The 20811-nt window shown below is 66.2% G+C and carries 19 protein-coding genes and 2 pseudogenes; 15 read left to right on the top strand and 6 right to left on the bottom strand.

Annotated elements, in window-relative coordinates; all coding sequences use genetic code 11:
* The first annotated feature begins 50 nt into the window (after window positions 1-50).
* Together AB0I19_RS02715 and AB0I19_RS02710 are read left to right on the top strand one after the other, a co-directional pair.
* Window positions 51-1355: a hypothetical protein gene (locus AB0I19_RS02715; RefSeq protein WP_357143654.1), complete on the top strand. Its 1305-nt coding sequence runs from the start codon at window positions 51-53 to the stop codon at window positions 1353-1355.
* Window positions 1352-2680 carry a PQQ-binding-like beta-propeller repeat protein gene (locus tag AB0I19_RS02710; RefSeq protein WP_357143652.1) on the top strand — a complete coding sequence of 443 codons (1329 nt, stop codon included), beginning with the start codon at window positions 1352-1354 and terminating at the stop codon, window positions 2678-2680. Before AB0I19_RS02715 ends, AB0I19_RS02710 begins: the two co-directional genes overlap by 4 nt.
* An 89-nt stretch (window positions 2681-2769) precedes the next feature.
* Here the strand turns inward: AB0I19_RS02710 and AB0I19_RS02705 are convergent, their stop codons facing one another.
* Window positions 2770-3348: a GNAT family N-acetyltransferase gene (locus AB0I19_RS02705; RefSeq protein WP_357143650.1), complete on the bottom strand. Its 579-nt coding sequence runs from the start codon at window positions 3346-3348 to the stop codon at window positions 2770-2772.
* 101 nt (window positions 3349-3449) lie between these two features.
* Here AB0I19_RS02705 and AB0I19_RS02700 point away from each other — a divergent pair, with 101 nt between their 5' ends.
* Window positions 3450-4022, top strand: coding sequence for a TetR family transcriptional regulator (locus tag AB0I19_RS02700; protein ID WP_357143648.1), 573 nt, complete (start codon window positions 3450-3452; stop codon window positions 4020-4022).
* 52 nt (window positions 4023-4074) lie between these two features.
* On the opposite strand, the gene AB0I19_RS02695 is transcribed toward AB0I19_RS02700, so the two are convergent.
* Complete coding sequence (locus tag AB0I19_RS02695) at window positions 4075-4602, bottom strand: TetR/AcrR family transcriptional regulator (protein WP_357143646.1); 528 nt, start codon at window positions 4600-4602, stop codon at window positions 4075-4077.
* Between the two features lie 78 nt (window positions 4603-4680).
* On the opposite strand from AB0I19_RS02695, the gene AB0I19_RS02690 reads away from it, so the two are divergent.
* From AB0I19_RS02690 to AB0I19_RS02680, 3 genes are all read left to right on the top strand, one after another.
* Window positions 4681-5925: a KasA/KasB family beta-ketoacyl-ACP synthase gene (locus AB0I19_RS02690; protein ID WP_357143644.1), complete on the top strand. Its 1245-nt coding sequence runs from the start codon at window positions 4681-4683 to the stop codon at window positions 5923-5925.
* Window positions 5926-6252: 327 nt separating this feature from the next.
* Window positions 6253-6933, top strand: a complete 681-nt coding sequence (locus AB0I19_RS02685) for a helix-turn-helix domain-containing protein (RefSeq protein ID WP_357143642.1) — start codon at window positions 6253-6255, stop codon at window positions 6931-6933.
* Window positions 6930-7811: an alpha/beta hydrolase gene (locus AB0I19_RS02680; protein WP_357143640.1), complete on the top strand. Its 882-nt coding sequence runs from the start codon at window positions 6930-6932 to the stop codon at window positions 7809-7811. The genes AB0I19_RS02685 and AB0I19_RS02680 overlap by 4 nt, the downstream gene beginning before the upstream one ends.
* A 488-nt stretch (window positions 7812-8299) precedes the next feature.
* Here the strand turns inward: AB0I19_RS02680 and AB0I19_RS02675 are convergent, their stop codons facing one another.
* A complete protein-coding gene (locus tag AB0I19_RS02675; protein WP_357143638.1) occupies window positions 8300-8899 on the bottom strand; it encodes a TetR/AcrR family transcriptional regulator in 600 nt (199 codons plus the stop codon).
* A gap of 122 nt (window positions 8900-9021) precedes the next feature.
* Here AB0I19_RS02675 and AB0I19_RS02670 point away from each other — a divergent pair, with 122 nt between their 5' ends.
* The 3 genes from AB0I19_RS02670 to AB0I19_RS02660 all read left to right on the top strand — a co-directional run bounded on the left by AB0I19_RS02670 (window position 9022) and on the right by AB0I19_RS02660 (window position 11625).
* Window positions 9022-10182 carry an MFS transporter gene (locus AB0I19_RS02670; protein ID WP_357143636.1) on the top strand — a complete coding sequence of 387 codons (1161 nt, stop codon included), beginning with the start codon at window positions 9022-9024 and terminating at the stop codon, window positions 10180-10182.
* Window positions 10183-10379: 197 nt separating this feature from the next.
* The gene (locus AB0I19_RS02665) at window positions 10380-10892 is read left to right on the top strand and encodes a nuclear transport factor 2 family protein (RefSeq protein ID WP_357143634.1); all 513 of its coding nucleotides are present in this window, start codon (window positions 10380-10382) and stop codon (window positions 10890-10892) included.
* A gap of 184 nt (window positions 10893-11076) precedes the next feature.
* Window positions 11077-11625: a DUF1062 domain-containing protein gene (locus AB0I19_RS02660; protein ID WP_357143633.1), complete on the top strand. Its 549-nt coding sequence runs from the start codon at window positions 11077-11079 to the stop codon at window positions 11623-11625.
* Window positions 11626-11828: 203 nt separating this feature from the next.
* Here the strand turns inward: AB0I19_RS02660 and AB0I19_RS02655 are convergent, their stop codons facing one another.
* The gene (locus AB0I19_RS02655) at window positions 11829-12731 is read right to left on the bottom strand and encodes a LysR family transcriptional regulator (RefSeq protein ID WP_357143631.1); all 903 of its coding nucleotides are present in this window, start codon (window positions 12729-12731) and stop codon (window positions 11829-11831) included.
* Window positions 12732-12810: 79 nt separating this feature from the next.
* On the opposite strand from AB0I19_RS02655, the gene AB0I19_RS02650 reads away from it, so the two are divergent.
* The 5 genes and pseudogenes from AB0I19_RS02650 (at window position 12811) to AB0I19_RS02630 (ending at window position 17553) form a co-directional block, all read left to right on the top strand.
* Window positions 12811-13761 carry an EamA family transporter gene (locus AB0I19_RS02650; RefSeq protein ID WP_357143629.1) on the top strand — a complete coding sequence of 317 codons (951 nt, stop codon included), beginning with the start codon at window positions 12811-12813 and terminating at the stop codon, window positions 13759-13761.
* Window positions 13758-14621, top strand: coding sequence for an NmrA/HSCARG family protein (locus AB0I19_RS02645; RefSeq protein WP_357143627.1), 864 nt, complete (start codon window positions 13758-13760; stop codon window positions 14619-14621). Before AB0I19_RS02650 ends, AB0I19_RS02645 begins: the two co-directional genes overlap by 4 nt.
* Before the next feature lie 67 nt (window positions 14622-14688).
* The gene (locus tag AB0I19_RS02640; protein ID WP_357143625.1) at window positions 14689-15579 is read left to right on the top strand and encodes a superoxide dismutase; all 891 of its coding nucleotides are present in this window, start codon (window positions 14689-14691) and stop codon (window positions 15577-15579) included.
* A 168-nt stretch (window positions 15580-15747) separates the two neighbouring features.
* Window positions 15748-15999, top strand: a pseudogene (locus AB0I19_RS02635) (dienelactone hydrolase family protein); the annotation flags it as partial.
* Window positions 16000-16752: 753 nt separating this feature from the next.
* On the top strand, window positions 16753-17553 hold the full coding sequence (locus AB0I19_RS02630) for a hypothetical protein (RefSeq protein ID WP_357143623.1): 801 nt from the start codon (window positions 16753-16755) through the stop codon (window positions 17551-17553).
* A 1202-nt stretch (window positions 17554-18755) separates the two neighbouring features.
* Here AB0I19_RS02630 and AB0I19_RS02625 read toward each other — a convergent pair.
* A pseudogene (locus AB0I19_RS02625) lies at window positions 18756-19868 on the bottom strand (IS3 family transposase).
* Here AB0I19_RS02625 and AB0I19_RS02620 point away from each other — a divergent pair.
* Complete coding sequence (locus AB0I19_RS02620; protein ID WP_357143621.1) at window positions 19867-20352, top strand: metal-dependent phosphohydrolase; 486 nt, start codon at window positions 19867-19869, stop codon at window positions 20350-20352. The pseudogene AB0I19_RS02625 and the gene AB0I19_RS02620 sit on opposite strands and share 2 nt — an antisense overlap.
* On the opposite strand, the gene AB0I19_RS02615 is transcribed toward AB0I19_RS02620, so the two are convergent.
* Window positions 20340-20807, bottom strand: a complete 468-nt coding sequence (locus tag AB0I19_RS02615; RefSeq protein ID WP_357143619.1) for an NUDIX domain-containing protein — start codon at window positions 20805-20807, stop codon at window positions 20340-20342. The two genes, AB0I19_RS02620 and AB0I19_RS02615, sit on opposite strands and share 13 nt — an antisense overlap.
* Between the last annotated feature and the right edge of the window lie 4 nt (window positions 20808-20811).

Below are 20811 nucleotides of genomic sequence, written 5' to 3'. Positions count from 1 at the left end.
CCATCCGGCCAGCGCCCGCGTATTGTCCGAGCCGTTCCCGAGGAGGCCGGATGCCGGACAAGACGCCTACACGCGCGATAACGGGGTGGACCGTTGCCCTGTGGAGCTTCACGGCGGTAGCCGGTGGGGTGATCGTCGGAGGGCTTCTGCACGAGCCGGAACCCGAGCTCACCACCGCGCCGCCCACCACCACTGTTTCCGTCACGCCCGAGGCCGAACCGCCGACGCCGGTCCGGGTTCGTCCGTCCGTGACGTTCCCGACGCAGATTCCCGGCTGTTCGAGTGTCGAAGCACCGTCGTCCGACGAGACGTATGGCGCAGTCTTCGGTCCCGGCGAATACGACAACCCGGCCTATCCGTGGTTCTCCGGAAGGAAGGCCGTCGCGATGTCGACGGCGCTGCGTGCCGCGCTACCGACCGATGTGACGCTCGAATTCGGGTCACCCGACCGATCACTGCTGTTCGCACCGATTCTCGGGGAACCCGACAGCCCGTTCGGTGGATTCACTGACGCGGGAGCGGACCTGCGGCGCGGCGCGGGCGCCGGGACGCTGTCGGTGACCGTCGAACAGTCCGCAGAACCGGTCCCGGCGTGCACGGCGGGTTGGCTCGACGAGCGCCGGACCATGCCGGACGGTTCGACCGTCGACCTGCACGACACCTGGGAGGAGCTCGACGGTTTTCGCACATTGTCACGCAGCGTCATGGCCTATCGCCCCGATGGCAGCCGGATAGTGGTCCGCTCCACCGATGCTCCGTCGGTGTCGATGCCGACCGGAACCGTGCCCCTCACCAGAGACGAGATGATCGCGATCGCACTCGCCGACGGGCTCGGTGTCGGCGATCCGATTCCGCCGGGCACCATCGAACCGCCGCCGCCTTGTCATGTGCGCGTGGACGATTCGCCGACACTCGGCGAATCGGTGGCAACGCGGGTGAACGCGGCGCTGGCCGGCGCGCTCGACGGGGTGAGCACCGACCGCCCGCTCGGCGACGTACGACCCGACGATTTCGGTCTGGGCCTGTGTCAGGCGGTTCGGGTCACGACGCCTGGGCATCCGTCCACGCTGACCGTGTCGATCGCCGCAGGTCAGCCGATGCCGAAAACTCAACCGAAGCATGGCGGTTCCGCACGGACCAGCGCCGACGGCACCGTGATCGAAACCAGCGAGGAATACTTCACCTCCGCCGATCAATCCGGGCGCACCGCCGAAGAATTCGTGCGGACCGTCGTTCTCACCAAACCCGACGGCACGCGTATCGACGTCACCTGTAGAGCGGAAATGCCGTCGTCACCGATGCCGTTCGAGCAACTCGAAAAGATCGCTCTTGCACCAGGTTCGGTGTCGCCGTGACGACGCCGGGCCTACGTGGGCTGATCGTCGCCGCTGTCGCCGCGCTCGTCACCGGCGTCGGAGCGGTGGTGGTGCTGTCGCAACCCGTCGATACCACTCGCAAGATCACCGGAACCAACAGTGCCGCACCGGGTCTGGCTTGGTCGGTGAGCGCGGCCGAGTTGTCCGGGTCAGCAGATGCGGTCTTCCGCTCGCCGGTATTCGGCACCGAATTCGATTCCGGTAGTTCCGGTTTCGTCGCGACCGACGACATCCTGGTGACCGTGGTCGGCACCGGGGACGCCTCGATCCTGTACGGCATCGATGCATACGACGGGAGCATCCGCTGGCGTGCGCCCGCCGACGATCTCGGTGGTTGCGCCGACGTGCCCGTCGACGGGCACCTGGTGTGCTTCACGGGGTTCAGCGCCGACGGTACGGCCGTTGTCGGCTACGACCTGTCCACGGGACAATCGACACGCACCCCGATCGACTGGTCTCCGTTCGCGATCGCGGCCACCGAGGACCGGGTGTATCTGGTGGAGGGCAATGCGGAAGACGATGACGTGCGGGTGCGAGCGGGCACGCTGCAGGACCCGGATCAGTTCTGGACCACCCAATTCGCGCTGGGCGGCGCCTGGGAGGACGTGTTGATGGACATCATCATCGACGTCACGCACGGCCAGGGCGTGCTCGCGCTCAGCAGCGACCTGGCAGGCTTCGCCCTCGACACCGGTGCGCCCACCTGGACCACCACCCGCACGGGCTGCGGCTGGTCGAGCGCCCTCGCGGGTGCGCTGGTGCGGCGCGTCTCCTGCGACACCGGCACCGACATCCTCGACCGCAGCGGCAAGCCACTGCCGACGACCGAAACCCCCGGCCGCACCCTGCTCGATCACCCCGCCGACGACACGATCCCCGTCGTCCTCGGCAACCACGCCTACGACCGCCGCACCGGCGCCACCGTGTGGACCTCCCCCGACCTGGAGGCCACTTCCACCTCGACGCTGGTGGCCGTCGTCGACGACACTGCCCTCCTGGCCGACCCGGAAGCCCAAACCCTGACAGCCCTCGACATGCGCACCGGCCACCGCCGCTGGCAACGCCCTCACTCCGCCCCCATCGAAACCGTCGCCACCATCACCGACTCGATCGTCATCACCCACCCCAGCGGCCTGACCGCCCTCGACCCCACCACCGGCGACCCACTCTGGGACATCCCCTTCCGCGCCATCCACTCAGACCCCTACGCCCTCACCGCGAACGGCACGCCACTGTCCCAGCCCGACGACCGCCTCGTCTACGTCAGCGCACAAACAGCCATCGGCCTACGCCCGCTGCCCTGACAACACACAGCTCCGGAACGAGCAAGGTCGCGGCTGTTGGGTGATCGTGCGACCCGTACTGCGACATCGGCCTCGCCTGCCACGGCTCGCTAGGCTTCGCGACGGTGCATTCGCCACACGGACAGGCCACCGTCGAGCGTGATGTGGTCTACCACCGAGAACCCGAATCGTTGATACAGCGGGAGGTTTCGTTCGGTCGAGGTATCCAGCCAACAGGCACGTCCGCCTCGATCGAGTTCGGCCAGACCATGTTTCATCAGAGCCGTGCCGAGGCCGGCTCCCCGGGATTGTGGTGTGGTACCGATGGTGGCCAACAGCCACGCGCCGTCCGGCACCGGCAGCGTCGACATTCGTTCCTCGGCCACCAGCAGGTGATCCAATCGGTCGCCGTGCAGGTCCGCGATTTCGGCCGACACCGCCGCGCTCGGCGCTGGGGTGTCGGGCGGCAGGAAAGCGATCACGCCATGGCCGGTGGTGTCGATGTAGGCGCTCCCGTACGGAAGCGCCATGTGCTCGAGATAGATGCGCTGTAGCGACGAGATGCGTTGTAGGTGATCGTCTTTCGCGACGCACCAATTCGTCCACGGGTAGTCGGCGAAGGCCTCGCCGAGCACCTGCGCGGCACGGTCGAGGTCTGGGGTGGACAAGGGGCGGATTGCAGTGGGCATAGCCAATTTGTACCCATGTACAAATTGGCTGTCCAGTCTATTTCCCGCTGGCGTACGATCGCACCCTGACGTTCGGTGTCCGAGGCCGAACGACACGTGCGATGGAGAGATCGATGGCCTATATGGCCCGCGCCGCGCGCCGTCAATCGATCGTCGAGGCGGCAGCCACGGTGGTGGCACGAGATGGACTGAGCGCGGTGACGGCGCGCACCGTCGCGAGCGAACTCGGCGGCTCACAAGGACAGATTCACCATCACTTCTCCTCGACCGATGAACTCGCCGCCGATGCGTGGCGGCAGTACGCGGCCCGCGAGATAGCGGCCTACCAGCGCGCGATCCTCGACCTCGAGCCGGCCGCCGCGCTGGCACTGTTCTTCTCCGACCTGGTCGGCGACGGCGAGGGTCACGCACTGGCTCGTTGGGCCGAGGCCGGTGCGCACGCCCAACTACGCGGCCCGGTGGCGAGCAGCTATGTCGAAACCCTCACGCAATTGACCGACGTCCTCACGGCCGTGCTGTCCCGTGCCGTCGGCGATGCGACTGAGGCGCGAGCGGCCGCCGCTCGCCTGCTGATGCTCGGCGTCGGTCTCGCCGGAATTACCCGGATCACCGATAACCCGCCGGTGCCGATCCAGACAGTCATGGCTTCCGCGATTCGCGCCGAAATCCCCTGACAGATGCCTCGGGGCCTCGCCGTTCGGGTTCCGAATCACCGCAACCTACGACCTATCGGTCGGACGGCAAGACCGCGTTGATCAGGGCGCGGGCTGCGCGGCCAGTGCGTTCTCGGTCGCCCGTGATCACACGGTCTTGAATGATGCCCCGCAGTCCCGAGACCAGAAGCGTCGACACCACTTCAGGATCTTGGGCCAATCCGGTCCTGCGCAGCGCCGCTGCGAGCTCGTCGACGAAGGTTGCGATCGCGGTATTCGCATAGTCCTGGTACGGCGATTCCGGCGCACACGCGGCACCGAGCACCTGCAACAGCACCCGCACGCTGTTTGCTTCCGCGCCGTCGGAATTCAGGTCGAAGAAGCCGATGAGCCGCTCACGTAGCTGCGCGGGTTCGACCACGTCGGCGAAAACGCCGGCCAGGTCTGGTCGCTGTGTTGCCAGGGCCTGGACCAGCAACTCTTCCTTGGTGTCGAAGTAGTAGATCAGCATCCGCGAGCTGGTCCCGAGCGCGGCGGCCAGCGGGCGCAGGGACAGTTCGGTCAAACCGTGCGAAGCGATATACGCGACGACACCGGCCAACAGCTCAGCGCGTTTGCGGTGGTCGAGAGGACGAGCCATAGGTTGACTGTACCGACTGCTACAGGTATTCATGACGGCATGAATGTACCGATCGCTTCAGAAACTGCGGAAGGCGTGGTGGTGACCGCGTACGCGGCGACTACCGCACTCGCCGACACCATGGACGAGACCTGGTCACGTCTGCTGCGCGGCGAGAGCGGAATCCGTGCGCTGCCTGCGGAATTCCTCGCCGAGCACGATCTGCCGGTGCGGATCGGCGGACCGCTGGTCACCTCGCCCGATACCGAGCTGACAAGGATCGAACAGCGCAGGAATTCCTATGTCGAACGTATGGCTCTCGTCCTAGGAAGGCAGGTCTGGCAGGCGGCGGGCGCGCCGGACGTCGACCGCGAGCGCCTCGCTGTCGCCATCGGCACCGGCCTCGGCGGCGGTGACGCGCTGGTCGATGCCGTCGACGCGATGCGGGCGGGCGGCTACCGCAAGGTCTCTCCGCTGGCCGTGCCGATGGTTATGCCCAACGGCCCTGCTGCCATCGTCGGGCTCGAAATCGCCGCGCAGGGTGGTGTTTTCGCGCCGGTCTCAGCCTGCTCGTCGGGATCGGAAGCAATCGCGCACGCATGGCGGCTGATCCGTACCGGTGAGGCCGATGTGGTGGTCACCGGTGGCGTCGAAGGACACATCGACCCTGTCCCCATCGCGGGCTTCGCGATGATGCGGGCGATGAGTACCCGCAACGACGAACCCGAGCGTGCCTCCCGACCCTTCGACCGCGACCGCGACGGCTTCGTCTTCGGCGAAGCGGGCGCGCTGCTCGTGCTCGAATCCGAGCGGCATGCGAAAGCACGGGGCGCGCAGATCCATGCCAGGGTCCTCGGTGCCGGCCTCACCTCCGACGCCTTCCACATCGTCGCCTCCGACCCCGCCGGCACCGGAGCCGCACGGGCGATGCGCAAGGCGATTCACGCTGCCGGACTGCGGGCTTCCGACATCGACCACGTGAACGCACACGCGACGTCGACATCGATCGGTGACGCCTCCGAAGCAGCCGCTATCACCGCCGTTACTCCTGAAGCGTCGGTGTATGCACCGAAATCAGCGCTAGGGCATTCGATCGGCGCGGTCGGCGCGGTCGAATCGGTCCTCACGATCCTGAGCCTGCGTGAGCAGATCATCCCGGCCACCTTGAATTTCGAAAATCCCGACCCGGCGATCAATCTCGACATCGTCGCGGGCGCGCCACGACCACAGCGAATCGACTACGCACTCAACAACTCGTTCGGATTCGGCGGACACAACGTCGCGCTTGCGTTCGGCAAAGCATAAGCGCACTCACCGACTTCCTGGACGGTTGGTTCGTCCAGGAACCGGAACACGGGACGCCATTCCCACCACGACGATGACCGCGCTGCCCCGAAATCACCATGGCCGCTCGATCTGGCTCACCCCGCTCGCGCGGGAGCACCCCGAACCTCGCTTTAGGGGCACCGGGAGCTGGCCAACGCGGTCCTCCCTCACCGCTTCCCGCTTGACAGCTGGACGCAGGCGCGGACCCATCCGGGCGTCCAGTAGGAGAACCATCCTTCTACCGCCCGAGGTCTTGCCTCGCGTAGTGACCGTCTGACAGGATCGGGTCACTACCTAGGAGCGCACATGCCACGACCTCTACTTCCCGACCGCCGGGGGCGCATCCTTGCCGCGGCACAGCAACTGCTGCTGGACAAAGGGTGGCCCGCAACGACGGTGTCGGCGATCGCCGCTCGGGCGGGTATCGGCAAAGGTGCCGTCTACCTGGAATTCCCGGACAAGCCCGCGATCCTCGCCGCGATCCTGCACGACCGGATGCGGCAGTTGAGTGCCCAGGTGCATACCCGGGTCGTCGAGACCCCGGACCTCGTCGATCTGCCGGCGGTCTACCGGTTCGGGGTCGAGGCTCTTCTCGCGGATCCGCTGATGTGCGCGCTGTACACCGGTGATCAGAACGTGCTCGGCGACTACGTGCACACCGTCACAGACGACCGCTATCTGCAGCGCCAGGACTGGCTCGGCGACTATATCGCTCGCCTTCAAGACATCGGCGTCATCGACGCGACGATCCCCGCCGACACCATCACTCAGGTACTCAGCGTGTTCACCGTCGGTCTGATCCATGCGCCGGGAACGCTCGGTGCCACCAGCGCGGAAACTCTCTCTGCCGCAGTGGGTCTGTTCGCTGATCTCGTCGGGCGCGGTCTCGCGACCGGCCTCCCCACCGATCCCGAAGCGGCGCGTGCAGCGCAGCTCGAATTGCTCGGACGACTGGAAACCCAACTCGATCAGCAGGAGGCGCCATGACCGACATTTTCGACACCTACACCGACGTGACCGTTGCCGGTGGCCCGGTGCGGCTCTATCGCGCAGGCGATTCCGGCCCGCCGCTGCTCCTGCTGCACGGCGGCATGCTTGACACCGCCCGGGGTGTATGGCGCCGGATCGTGCCCGACCTCGCCGTCGACCACCGCGTCTACGCCATAGATCTCCCCCGCCACGGCAACAGCCGCCCCTGGCGAGGAGTTCTCGACGACACTTTCTATCGGCGGTTCCTCCACGAGCTGCTCGACACCCTCGACCTGCCCCGAGTGGCGATCATCGGTATCTCACTCGGCGCGGGCGTCGCGACCGGATACGCCTTGGACCATCCTGAACGAGTCACCGCCCTGATCGCCATCGGCCCCGGCGGGATCGGCGCCGAACGCACAGCACAATTCCTCACCTGGTTACTCATCCGAACCCCCGGCGTCCTGCGGCTCACCAGCCGCTACCTGGCGCGACATCCCGCTTCGATCCGCAAGTCGATGATCAGCACCCTCACCGCGGGCGCGAAGACCCCCGATTTCGACACGATCGTGGAGCTGGCAACCGCCGAAGCCGTAGCGAAAGCCGAACACGACGAACCGGTCCTCGACGACTGGATGACCCGCGCGTACGGCCCATTCGCCATGCGCCTCAACCATTTACCGGCCCTTCCGGGCATGACCACACCCACGCTGTGGATCCGAGGTGGCAACGACCGGCTCGTCGGCGCCGCCGAGATGTCGGCGGCGGCTGCCGCAACACCGAACGGTCGCCTGGTCACCATCCCGGACGCCGGGCATATCGTCACCTACGACCAGCCCGAGGAATTCAATCGTCTCGCCCGCGAGTTCTTGGAGGCGACACTCGATCACTGTTGACAACGATCTGCGTGGCAAGGTCGGCCATTCGTGCCGCCGCCTCTTCGTACCCAGCCAAATCCACAGGGTCGTCCGACAAGGCCGTGGTGAGAATCGCGGCGACATACGGCGGCGTCGTTCCACGAACAAACGGCAGCCCACTCCACGACGTCATGGTTCCTCTCACTGCCTCGCCCATACAGGGGTTGAACCAGGGAATCCGACCGAAGAGACCGGAACTGATCCGGCACGGCACCGTTCGCTACTCCAGGTGTTACCGCGTCGTCACAGCACTCCGAACAAGCCCCGCAGTGAATAGTCCCGTCACGATACATCGAAAGCTCTACAACGACTTACAACTACGGACCGGGCTGCCTTCGGCACACTCCATCGCCGCGCTGCCGTCGGGAATCCTGATCAGCGTCGTGATTGCGGCCGTACTGCGCTACGGGATGGCGTTGTCGCACGAATGATTACCAGGTCGGCGTTCGCCGCACAGGAAGCCGAGATTACCGGCGTTCCGGGCCGGGGCCGAGCGAGCCGATGGCGAAATCTATCGCGGTGATCAGTCGAGTTGTGTCGTGGCCGGCACGTTCTCTGACACGCAGGCCCAGGACGGTGGTGAACAGGGATTCGACTGCGGCGTCGATGTCGAGATCAGCGGGCAGTTCCCCGGCAGAGCGGCCGCGACGGAGCACATTGCGGAGCGAGTCGCGAGTAACTTCGAAGGCGCCTTCGATGCGCTGCTGCACAGCGGTGTCGGTGGTGCCGAGTTCGGTGGCGGTGTTGACCACGAAGCACCCGTCGGCGTCCTCCGCCCCCGGTGCGCCGCTGATCATCCAGATCATCCAGTCCCGCAACGCTTCTCGGCATGAAGCCGCCTGTTCGAGGCGGCGTTCGGCCTCGGCCGAGTCGTGTGCGCGGTAGTGGTCGAGTGCGCGCAGGAACAGGGTGTGCTTGTCGGTGAATGTCCGGTAGAGACTACTGGGCCTGAGGGCCAGTTCCTCGCCCAAGTCACGCACGGAGGTGGCGTGGTAGCCGCGGCGCCGGAACACGGCGGTCGCCTTGGCGACCACCTCCTGCTCGTCGAACTCGCGCGGGCGTGGCACGAAGCCAATCTATCACAGTTGTGTAGCGATCGCTCCCGTATTAAGGTGCCCGATATGGGAACGATCGTTACCAAATCGGGGAGTCGGCTTTGACCACGACACAACACACGTCCAATCCCGCTGTGCTGCAAAGAAACCGCTGGCCGGCCGTGGCCGCAGTGGCAGTCGGAACATTTCTGCTTGTGACGGCCGAGCAACTGCCGATCGGGTTGCTGTCCGCTGTGGGGGGAACATTGCGGATCTCCGAGGGCACGGCCGGATTGATGGTGACCGGGGCCAGTATCGTGGCCGCGCTGGCTGCGCCGGTGGTCCCCCTGGTCATCGGCCGGCTCGACCGCCGGATATTGCTCATCGCCCTGATGGGGCTCATGACCGCGGCCAACACGATCTCGACGGTGGCGCCGAACTTGGGGGTCATGCTGGCCTCCAGAGTGCTGGTCGGCATCGCGATCGGCGGGTTCTGGGCCGTGGCCGCAGGGCTGGCGGTGCGGCTGGTGACCGAGACTGCAGTGCCGAAAGCCACAGCCATCATCTTCGGCGGTGTCGGCGCCGCGAACGTGCTCGGCGTCCCCCTCGGGACAGCACTTGGCGGATTCGCGGGCTGGCGTCTGGCCTTTGCGGCGCTGAGTGTGCTGGCCCTGGTCGTCTTGGTTGTCTTGGTCGCGGTGCTGCCGCCGTTGGTCGCCACCCAACCAGTCGGACTCGCCCAGCTGGCCGAGCAATTCCGCAACCCCGGTGCGCGAGCGGGCATTCTGGCCACATTCCTGCTCGTGACCGGACATTTCGCCGCCTACACCTTCGTCGGACCGGTCCTGAAGGAGCTATCCGGGATCAGTCCGGAGTTCGTCGGCCCCCTGTTGCTGGGATTCGGCGTAGCGGGGGTGGCCGGAAACTTCCTCGCGGGCGCGCTCATCGGGCAGTCCGTGCACCGGACCGTCTTCGGAATCGCCGCAGGACTGGCCGTGCTGGTATTGCTCTACCCGCTGCTCGGTCGCGGCCCGATCGGCGCGGTGTTGTTGTTGATCGCCTGGGGGCTGGTCTTCGGCGGAGTGTCGGTGAGCCTGCAGACATGGATGATCAAAGCAGCCCCCACCGCGGTCGAAGCCGCGTCCGCGCTGTGGGTCGCGGTGTTCAACCTGGCGATCGGGCTCGGTGCGCTGGCCGGCGGACTGGTCGTCGACGCCGTCTCCTTGCCCGCAATGCTGATCTTCGCCGGTGTACTGCTGACCCTCGCCGCACTTGCGGTGTGGACCCACCGCCCCTCCGATAGAGACGCCGGATAACCAGCTCGCGAAGCGACTGAGCAACTGTATTTCGTTTCGGGGGATCGGTTCCGTAAACACGGGAGCGATCCCCCGCCCACATCCGCTCATGCCGACCGCATTTCCAGACATGCCAATGAGCCTGTGTCGCGGGACGATTGGGGGCGCCGTCCGATTATCGCCAGCAAGCCGCGGACCACGCACCGATAGTGATAGTCGTGACCACACCTTCCGAAGACTCCCCCAGGCTCCTCCTCGAGCGCATGTACCAGGCCGAGGCCGAGTATCTTGCCGCCGGCGGACCCGGCGCAGCGTCATTCGCCGCGCTTGCTCCGTTCTTCGCGCCAGCCGTCGTGCTGTGGCAGGCAGACTCTCTGCCCTACGGGGGAATCTGGCACGGCCACGACGGTCTTGAACGCTTCTTCCTCACGATGAGCGCGACCTGGGACCGATTCGAACTGGCTGAACAGACGTTCCTGTCCGATTCCAATCCGCTCGTCGTCCTAACGCACGTCCACGCCCGGTCCCGAGCGAGCGGTCGAGAGCTGAATTTCCCTATCCTGCAGACGATCACAGTCACCGGTGGGCGGATCACCGAGATCCGCCCCTTCTACTGGGACACCGCGACAATCGCCGATGCCTGTTTGCCGCCCACTCGCGAGCTCGACGGCACGACCGCCAGAAATCCTCTTCCGCTTGATATCGACCCAGCACAAAGAGCTTGGCAATGAGCCCCCGAAAACCGTTGGAACAGCGGTGCTCTGTGTCAGTACCATGCTGCCGAACCACGTCGCCCAGTTAAGGACATTCCGCTGTACATCCAGTGAGACCTCACCAGCGCTGAACCGTCGCGCGTCGCGCATGTGCGCCGCGCTCCCTTTGCTGCGAACATCTCACTGAAACGGGTGTACTTCTATGCTCAAAATCTGGGTGGTCGTGCCCACACGCCTGCCCATCGTTCTCCGACGCTGCCGCTCGTGCGCGTCCGAGCGCTTCCGAGCAAGCGGAAAATTCCGCGTCAACGCACACCACAAGCTCATCGACGCTTGGCTACTCGCGCTGTGCACCAGTTGCGGGGAAACCACCAAGCTCACGGTCCTGGAGCGAGTGAACGTGCGCTCGATACGACCTGAGCTGCTGGACCGGTTACATGACAACGACCTCGTTTTGACCACTGAGCTGCTCCAGGAACCAGTCCTCCAGCGCCGCAACCGCATAGCCCTCGACTGGGATAACGCCTGGCGCCTCGATGTCGGCGAATCGGACCACCTGGACTGCGAGCTGGTTGACGTCACGGTCCGTTTTCTGGCCTGGATCCCGGTCCGGCCGGTGCGCCTGATCGCTGAAGGTTTCGGTCTTTCGCGGGCCGAGGTCGACAGACTCCTGATGGAGGGGAACCTGGTTTCAACAGTCCGGCTCAGCGGCAAACTCTCCGGCGACTTCACCTTCACGCTCAAGCGCTGAGCCAGGCCGAATCGGAGTCCTGTCCGGCAGAACGCGCCGGCCAGGACTCTGCCTGGGCTACGAAGGCTTCTCGAGTAGCTGTGCACGCCGTCGCCGTCGCTCGCCTGATCGACCGGCTCAGTCGCCCGTTGTGCCCGGGCGACAACCTGCCCGAGCTGTCGACACGCGGTGCTCGACACCCTCGGGGCCGGTCACATCGCGCATCAGCGTAATCGATAGGAGCCGACGTCTACGAGTGGCCCGATGTCGAGAATCTCGAGAAAGGCGGTGGCGGCGGGTGTACAGCCGAAGTGGTTCCAGATGGCGTACTCGACACGGCTCGGCGCATCGACGACCTCGACGATGGTGACGCCGGTGAGTTCCGGCGCGTACGCGGCGGGGAGCATGGCGACGGCCAGGCCTGGACGGACGAGCCGCGCGATGTAATCGGCCGTAGTCACCTCGAAGGCGACGTCGCGGTCCAGGCCCGCGGCGGTGAAAGCATCGTCGGTCTGGCTGCGCCCGGCCGTCCCGGCAGGCAGGTCGACGAACGTTTCGTCGGCAAGCCTGCGCAGATCCACCATGTGCTCCCCCACCAGCGGATGATCCGGTGCGACCACAGCGACGAGCCGGTCGCGAGCGAGTTCCTGTGCTGCCACACCGGCGGGTCGTGCGCTGGTCGGCAACCCGAGAAACGCCACGTCAAGGGTGCCTTGTTCGACCTGTGCGCCGAGGTCGTCGCTGGCACCCACCCGTAGACTGACGCGCACGTGCGGATAGCGCTGCCGGAAGACCCCGAGCGCGCCCGGGACATCGACCGCGGTGACGGTCGGAATCAACCCCACAGCAAGTCGTCCGCGTATTTCGCCGACTGCCGCCGCCACCTCGCCGACCGCCCGTTCGGCCGCTTCGAGACATTGCCGGGCGGCAGGTAGAAACGCCGTGCCCGCAGGGGTGAGGCGAACCCGGCGGCTCGTGCGTTCGAACAGCTTCGCGCCGAGTTCGCGCTCCAGGCGGGCGATCTGGTGGCTGAGCGCGGATTGAACGACATGGCAGCGTTGCGCGGCGCGGGTAAAACTGTTCGTCTCAGCGACGGCGAGGACGTACCGCATCTGTTGGAGCTCCATGGATCAATCTTGGATTGCGATTGATGCGGTGACAAACAAGCATTGGACTCATTGATCGTGCTGCGGTCAGATCAGAAGTGTGAAAAATCCAGCAGCCCAACCACGTTCCACCGGTACAGGCGGCGGCGCGACCAGGAATAACCTGTCCGGTGTCGCCCTCGCGGCGTTCGCCCCCGCGGTATGGGGTACGACCTACGTCGTCACGACCGAATTGCTGCCACCGGGGCACCCATTCTTCGCCGGGCTCCTGCGCGCACTGCCCGCGGGACTGATCGTGCTGGCCGCGACCCGGATCCTGCCGAACGGGCAGTGGTGGTGGAAGGCGTCGATACTCGGTGTGCTGAACATCGGCCTGCTCAACGCACTGTTGTTCGTCTCCGCCGAACGCCTGCCCGGTGGGGTCGCGGCGACGCTCGCCGCAGCCCAGCCACTGATCGTCGCGGCCTTGGCCGTCGGGGTTCTGCGAGAGCGGGCCTCCGGGTGGCGGGTCGGCTGGGGTGTGGCCGGGATGGCCGGAGTCGGCTTGGTTGTCATCGGGCCGGACGCCGCACTCGACCTCGTCGGTGTGGCGGCGGGTCTCGGAAGCGCCGCCTCGATGGCCCTGGGTCTTACGCTCACCAAACGATGGGGACGGCCCGCTACGGCCGACCCGGTCACGTTCGCCGGCTGGCAGCTCGCTGCGGGCGGTCTGTTCCTGTTGCCGCTCACCGCGCTTGTCGAAGGCGCTCCGCCTGCGATAGACGGGCCCGCCGCCCTCGGCTACCTCTGGCTCGGTCTCGTCGGCGGGCTGATCGCCTACGTCCTGTGGTTTCGCGGCATCGGCACGCTGCCGGTCACCTCCATCGCCGTTCTGGTCTTGCTCTCACCGCTGGTCGCCGCCGCGCTCGGCGCCGTTCTGCTCGGCCAGACACTCGGTCCGGTCCAAGTAGTGGGATTTGCGCTCTCTCTCGCGGCCATCGTCGCCGGACAGCTGCCTGCACCGGCCCGCACAGCCGCTTCCACACCCATCCAGGAAGGAACATCTCGATGACAACCACCTTGGCTCCCAAGACTGTCCTGGTCACCGGCGCGACCGGCGGCCAGGGCGGTGCCGTGGCCCGCGGTCTGCTCGGCGGCGGTTGGCGGGTGCGGGCCCTCGTCCGCGATCCGCACACCCCGGCAGCCAGGGAGCTGACGGCGCTGGGTGCGGAACTGGTCACCGGCGACCTCGACGACCCGGCATCGTTGCGTGCGGCGGCACACGGCGCCCACGGGGTGTTCAGCGTGCAGCCCGCCGATCTGACCGCACCGCAGCCGGAAACCGAAGTGCGGCAAGGGAAGAACGTTGCCGATGCCGCCGCCGCCGTGGGGGCCGCGCACCTGGTCTACAGCTCCGTCGGCGCCGCCCGGCACAAGTCCGGCGTGGCCCATTTCGAAACCAAAGCCGAAATCGAGGCACACATCGAGGCCCTCGGTGTGCCGGCGACGGTGCTGCGCCCCGTATTCTTCATGGAGAACTGGCGTCACCTGATGCCGGAGGTGGTGGGCGGCGAGCGAGTCGGCTCGCTGGCGCTGGGCTCCGAAACGACCCTGCAGATGATCGCGTTGGCAGATATCGGCGCGATCGCGGTCGAGGTCTTCGGCAACGTCGACGAGTTCATCGGCGAACAACTCGACATCGCGGGCGACCAGCTGACCCCGCGGCAGATCGCACGGATGTTCACCGAATTCGACGGCATCCCGACCCGATTCACCCGGCAGCCGGTCGAGGAGCTGCGCGGTGTCTCCGGGGAACTGGCGGCCATGTTCAGCTGGCTCGACGAGCACGGATACGAGGCCGACATCCACGCGCTGCGACGGCGCTTCCCGCAACTGCTGACCTTCGAGAACTGGCTGCGAGGTCCGAAGTGAAGCGGGCCGCCGTCGCGACCGTACTCTGCTGCCTCGCCGCCGTCGCGCCCACGCAGAGTGCCGCGACGTGGCCCCCGCGCTGTTTCCCACCACGATCGACCTGCCCGCCGGCTTCCGGCCCGAGGGCATCACCATCGGTGCGCGTCCGGTGATGTACGTCGGTTCGGCCGCGGACGGATCGATCTATCGTGCCGACCTGGTGACCGGGCATGGGGAGATCCTGAGCCGTGGCCCCGGAACACCGTCGCTCGGGCTGCGGCTCGACGACCGTGGCAGGCTGTTCGTCGCGGGCGGGTCGAGCGGCGACGCCCGCGTGCTCGACGCGCGGACGGGCCGGATGCTGGCGAGCTACCATCTGGCGCTCTCCGAGGACACCATCGTCAACGACGTGGTGATCACCCCCGCCGGCGCATGGTTCACGGATTCGCGCACGCCGGTCCTCTATCACCTGCCGTTCGGTCCCGACGGCACGCTCCCACTGCCCGAAGCGGTGGTCCGTGTGCCGTTGACCGGCGACATCGCCTACGTGCCTGCGGCATTCAATGCCAACGGCATCGTCCGCACACCCGACAGCACCCGGCTGATCGTCGTGCAATCGGTGACCGGGCACCTGTTCCGTGTCGACCCGGCGACCGGACACACCCGCAAGGTGGACCTCGGCACCGAAACGGTGCCCCACGGCGACGGTTTGCTTTTACACGCCAACACACTGCTCGTCGTGCAGAACCGGCTCGACACGATCGCCGTGATCACCCTCGACCGCACGGGTACGACGGGCACGGTCGAGCGGCACGTCACCGACCCGCGCCTCGACGTGCCGACCACAGTCGCGGAGTTCGGCGGACACCTGTACCTACCGAACGCCCGCTACGACACCACACCGCAACCGGCTACGCCGTACACCGTTGTGGCACTGGAACCGAGCCACCAACGCTCATCGCGCGAGGGCTGTTCTTGATCGCGATGACTCCAGGGACGGCCCTGCGCCACATACGGATCGGCTATCCGGCGCTGCTGAGCGCCGGATAGGGCCGGTGCGAACCCCTCGCTCCATCGAGAATCTCGCGCCCCGCACGGGCCCCACCTCCGTCGCCATCCTGCTGCGTGACCTGGCCGCGAACTCGCGCGCCACGACTACTATGTGCTGGTTCCCAACCTCTTCTACCGGCACGGCCCGGCACCGGTGATCGAATTGCCTTCCTACATAGGCGAAGACGTGCGACTCCCGATCGTCGACCGACTCATGCCGCTGATCGAAGCCCACACCGTCGAACAAGTCCGCCGCGACGTGGACACCTACCTGCGCTTCCTCATCGCACAGCCGGAAGTGCTCGCTGGACCGGTCGCGGTCTGCGGCTACGCATCGGCGGCCTACTAGCGGCACGCACCGCTGCCGCCCGTCCCGACCTGGTGGCGGCCCTGGCCGCCTTCCCCGCCCTCGTCTCCGCCGACGGCACCGACGCGCTGGACGACAATCCGTGCTCGTCAGGGTGTCAGCGCGGGGGTGCGATCACGGAGCGGTGGGCACCGAGTCGTTCGGCGCGATCGAGGCGGGCCTGCGCTACGTCTATGTAGACGTCACCCAGATAACGCAACCCGCCAGGACGAACGAGCCGAGCGCTCCGGCTCCGACGAGGACGACACGATCACCCGCGTGCGGCCGACACGACTCGCGGCAGGGATGCCGACAGCGAGCAACTGACCCGGGAAGTAGGTGAAACCCGATTCGAAGTGAACATTCTTGCCGCGCATGTACCTTCGGGACATGGGGAGTGCAGCCGGAGCGGTGCGCAGGTTACGCGGTCCGCTCACGGTGGTGATCGCGATGGTGGTCGCGATTTCGGTTGTGTGCGTGCTACCGAGATGGTGGTGCGGCCGGGACGCCGACGGGTGGTATCGAGGTGACCCGACGTTGCTGCGCGGACTCGCCTAGGAGATGGTCGCCCTTCCAAGCCGCCGACGATCATCGGCGAGCCACCGGCGGAGGAGACGGGATCGTCGGTATGTGGGGGCTGCTCGCCATCAGATGACAGCACAGGGTTTGGCGCAAGCGTGTCTGGAACACCCCGAATGGCGGGAGCGGTACGCCCCGGTCATCACGCGCGCCGCAATCAAAAGTCTTTTGCCCCAGATGCGTTCGGAGTTCACGTCGGCATGGCACGGCCGCGACGGACTCGCCGAACTCGACAGCACCGACGGTCACGCCTACCTCTCCTATCCGGCCCTCGCGCTCGGCATGGCCCGGTGGATCGATCCAGCCTTCCCTGCCGACCTCGCCGTTCAGTACGACGCTCTGATCACCGCCCTCGAGCGGCGGCTACTCGCTTCGCCGACCGGGCTGCTCGACACCTTTCCCGGCAGGGCGTACCCCACCGATGTGGCCGCGGTCGCGGCGGCGATCGCGGTGCACGGCAGGGTGACAGGAGTCGATCACACGGCGGTCATCGCGCATTGGGCGCGACAGGTGCGCGCGGTTCAGATCGATCGCGACACCGGACTGGTGATCCAGCGCATGGGCACCGACGGCCGGGCCCAGGACTCACCCCGCGCATCGGGAACCGGTTTGGCGGCCTATTTCGCGGGCTTCGCGGACCGGTCACTCGCCGAAGAATTGGCAGCAGGGCTGTTCGGTCAGGAAAGAACGGTCCTCGGATTCAGCGCGATCGATGAGTACGGTGATGGCTACAGCGGCCCCGGTGACATGGACAGTGGCCCCTTGATCCTTGGAATATCGGTGTCGGCCACCGGTTTCGCACTCGCTCCCGCCCGCGCCTTCGGCCACCGCGACACCTTCACCCGCCTGTTCCGCACCGCCGACCTCTTCGGACTGTCGCTACAGAGCGGAACCCGCACACGATTCGCGACCGGCGGCGTGATCGGCAACGCGCTCATGCTCGCGTTCCTGTCGTCGGGACCGGAGCTGGCCCGATGAAGGTCCCCAACGCAGTGTCGACCGTGTGGCGCCTGTTCCGCGTTCCGCTGGTCCTGTCGGTGGTCTACCTCGCCCTGCATGCGGCTCTGGCGGCGTCGTCGGCTCGGCACGGGTATGGGTCGCCCGATGGCCTCGGAGCAGGGTTCGTGACCTTGGCCGTTGTCGTGGTAGCCCTGCGCCTCGTGCTGATCATCGCCGTCCCAGCGGTTCTCGCTTACCGCGTAGTGACACTGGTCCTGGCTAAGATCCGGCCAGTCGACACGCGATAGGCGGCTACGGGGCCTGCCAGAACCTCGAAGCGACGTCATGATCCCTTGCGACAACCCCTGCCTCTGACAGCGGGTGGTCCGCCGGATCGAGTCGGTGTGGCGGCGGCACGAGGGACCGAACGCTCCACGATTTTCTGCCCATCGTCAGCAGATTCGCACCGATGCCAGCGTTTGCGTCGTAGTCTCTCGCTGCGCCTTGAGGCCATACGACGTCGACCGGGATACCGCGTTGGCGCGCCAGTTCGACCACGGTCCCGGTGCCCGCGCGTTGCCCGTCCCGGCCGTCCCAGACCGCGATCATCCGATCCACACTCTGGACGAGGGCCTCGTTCGCGACCTCGTAGGCTTCGCGGCCCGCAATGTCGAAACGCCGAACACGGCGACCACCTAGAGCTGGTCACACTAACCAGCCGTCGCCAAGCCAACCGCTACCTCGCCCGCCTAGGCATGCAATCTCACACCACCAGCTGACATCGAACCTTTCGGAGGCGAACCGTCAACCGGACTGGGAGCGACCTAACTCTTGGGGAAGTTCCGACCTCAGTCCGGTACATTACGGGACCCATCCGGGGACAATTCGCAAGGAGAGCGACTGCTGTGTCGACTCGCGGCTCGTCGAGGTCTTGAACCTTCCGATGTAGCAACACGATTTGTCCGTCGGAATCCGCTCCCGCGCGGCCCGTGGGCTCTCGTCCTGGCGGTTGTCTTGGTAGCTTCCAGGGTGTGGGTGGTGTTGTCGAGATCGAGTGGGCCAGGTCCGTCGCTCGGGCAGAGTTGAGCCAGGTTCTGCCACGTCGTTGGGCGCACTCCCAAGGGGTTGAGAAAGCCGCCGCGGATCTCAGTGGTGGATTTCAGGGAGACGATGAGGTTCTGCTTCGGGCGGCGGCGGTCTGACGGGACCCCGGTAGTCGGTCCACCGCGTGTGAGAGCCGGTTATCGGTGGATGCAGGTTGCAGCGTATCCGGCTGGGGTGTTGTAGCCCAGGGCGGAATGTCTTCGGCGGTGGTTGTATTCGTCCTTCCAGTCGCTGATCACAACGCGGGCTTGGGTCAACGACCAGAAGCTGTTGATGTTGAGGCATTCGTCGCGCAGGCGGCCGTTGAACGATTCGATGTAGCCGTTGCGCCAGGGTTGGCCGGGTGGGACGAACGCCAAACCGACCCGTTCGCTCGCCCAGTCGGCCATCGCCTGGCACGCGAATTCTGGCCCGTTGTCGCAACGCAGCGCGGCGGGGTAGCCGCGATCGACGGCGATCCGGTCCAGTTCATCGATGAGCCTGTCGGCGGTGATCGACCGTTCCACCAGCCCGCCCAAGCATTCGCGGGTGTGCTCATCGACAATGGAGACGATCTTGACTGGGCGCCCGTCATCGGTGGCATCGAATTGGAAATCCACTGCCCAGACCCGGTTGGGTGCGCTTGCCTCCGCCGTCGTGGTGGTGGAGGTACCCAGGCGTTTTCGGCGCCGCCGCTGCGGCACCCGTAGTCCCTCGTCACGCCAAAGGCGTTGGATCTTCTTGTGATTGACCGTCCAGCCTTCGCCGCGGGCGTCGTGGTAGGCGCGGCGGAATCCTTGCCGCGGATGGGTTTTCGCCCAGCCACGCAGCCATTCACGCAACGCCGCATCGGGATCAGCGGTGGTCTCGGTGGCCCGAAGGCGCCGTTGTGTACTTCGATATTGCCCGGTCACCCGGCAGGCGAACCGTTCGCTGACCGCGAGCACCCGCACCAGGTGCCGCCACGGCCGCCCGCCGGCGTTCCGGGTCTAGAAGTTTCCCTTGGCGATCTCCTTCAACGCCGCCTTCTCCAGCTCCGACTCGGCGAGAAGTCGTTTCAGAGTAGAGTTTTCGCGTTCGAGGTCTTTCAACCGTTTGGCGTCGTCGGCTTTTAGTCCGCCGAACTGGTTGCGCCACCGGTAGTAGGTAGCCTCGGTGATCTGCAGGTGACGGCACACCTCGGCGATGTCTTTGCCCTCGCCCAGCAGCCGGTCGGCCTCGCTCAGCTTGCGCACGACCTGTTCAGGTGTGTGCCTCTTTCGTGTCGCCATGGTCATCGAGCCTTCCTGCCCACTACGTGGGCGGCAAGGCTCTCACAGTCGCTGGACCGATCTCCTGGGGTCAGGTCAGGTCCTCCACGACGTCGGCTACGCCCCCAAGCTGGCGCGAACGGGGTTTCATCCGCTGGACGGTGCCCGGTTCCTGCGCGACGAACACGGGGCTGATGAGCGGTTGACGCGGTTGGTGGCCAACCATAGCTGCGCGTTGCTGGAGGCAGAGGAGCGCGGACTCCGCAGCGAGCTCGAGGCTGAGTTCCCTTTGCCCGACAACCGACTGCTCGTCGATGCGTTGATCTACGCCGACATGACTACAACGCCGGACGGGCAGCCGACGACTCCGCGCGCGCGGATCGCTGAAATTGTCGGCCGCTATGGCCCGGATACATTGGTGGGTAGGTTCATTCAGCGGGCAACGCCTGAGATCATGGCCGCATCAGCCAGGGTCGAGCTGGCGATGCTGAATCAGCCGAGGTAGGGGTAGCTGCCCGACAGGTAGTCTCCGATTTGTTGGCGCATGCTGGGGTGGATGTCGAATTTGTCCAGGTCGTCGGGCGCAACGAACTGGACACCGTCTGCTTCGTCGTTGATCGTCGGTGTCCCGGATACCGGTCGCCCGAGGTAGGTGTTCTCGTACTGCTGGCGCACTTCGCCATCGGTGTAAGCGACGATGTGGTGAGGGTTGCTGTAGACGCCTAGGAAACCTGTGATTTCGGCGGTGATCCCTGTTTCTTCGCGGCATTCTCGGATCGCGCATTCAGCCGCGGTCTCGCCGAAGTCCATCGCGCCACCCGGCAGCGCCCACTGGCCGGTGTCACGACGACGTTGGAGCAGAATTGCGCCGGACTCGTCGGTGACGAGGAGATTGCAGGCCACCACAAGCGAATTCGGTTTAGGCGACTTCGGATCGTGGTAGTACTCGATTCTGCCCATAGTC

This window comes from Nocardia sp. NPDC050413 (assembly GCF_040655475.1).
Classification (GTDB): Bacteria; Actinomycetota; Actinomycetes; order Mycobacteriales; family Mycobacteriaceae; genus Nocardia; species Nocardia coubleae.
This window is presented reverse-complemented; position numbering and strand designations above follow the sequence as displayed.

Coding starts and splice junctions, on each gene's coding strand:
- AB0I19_RS02715 (WP_357143654.1), top strand. CDS start 51: ATGCCGGACAAGACGCCTACACGCGCGATAACGGGGTGGACCGTTGCC.
- AB0I19_RS02705 (WP_357143650.1), bottom strand. CDS start 3,348: ATGCCCACTGCAATCCGCCCCTTGTCCACCCCAGACCTCGACCGTGCC.
- AB0I19_RS02700 (WP_357143648.1), top strand. CDS start 3,450: ATGGAGAGATCGATGGCCTATATGGCCCGCGCCGCGCGCCGTCAATCG.
- AB0I19_RS02690 (WP_357143644.1), top strand. CDS start 4,681: ATGAATGTACCGATCGCTTCAGAAACTGCGGAAGGCGTGGTGGTGACC.
- AB0I19_RS02685 (WP_357143642.1), top strand. CDS start 6,253: ATGCCACGACCTCTACTTCCCGACCGCCGGGGGCGCATCCTTGCCGCG.
- AB0I19_RS02680 (WP_357143640.1), top strand. CDS start 6,930: ATGACCGACATTTTCGACACCTACACCGACGTGACCGTTGCCGGTGGC.
- AB0I19_RS02660 (WP_357143633.1), top strand. CDS start 11,077: ATGCTCAAAATCTGGGTGGTCGTGCCCACACGCCTGCCCATCGTTCTC.
- AB0I19_RS02655 (WP_357143631.1), bottom strand. CDS start 12,731: ATGGAGCTCCAACAGATGCGGTACGTCCTCGCCGTCGCTGAGACGAAC.
- AB0I19_RS02645 (WP_357143627.1), top strand. CDS start 13,758: ATGACAACCACCTTGGCTCCCAAGACTGTCCTGGTCACCGGCGCGACC.
- AB0I19_RS02630 (WP_357143623.1), top strand. CDS start 16,753: ATGCGTTCGGAGTTCACGTCGGCATGGCACGGCCGCGACGGACTCGCC.
- AB0I19_RS02620 (WP_357143621.1), top strand. CDS start 19,867: ATGGTCATCGAGCCTTCCTGCCCACTACGTGGGCGGCAAGGCTCTCAC.
- AB0I19_RS02615 (WP_357143619.1), bottom strand. CDS start 20,807: ATGGGCAGAATCGAGTACTACCACGATCCGAAGTCGCCTAAACCGAAT.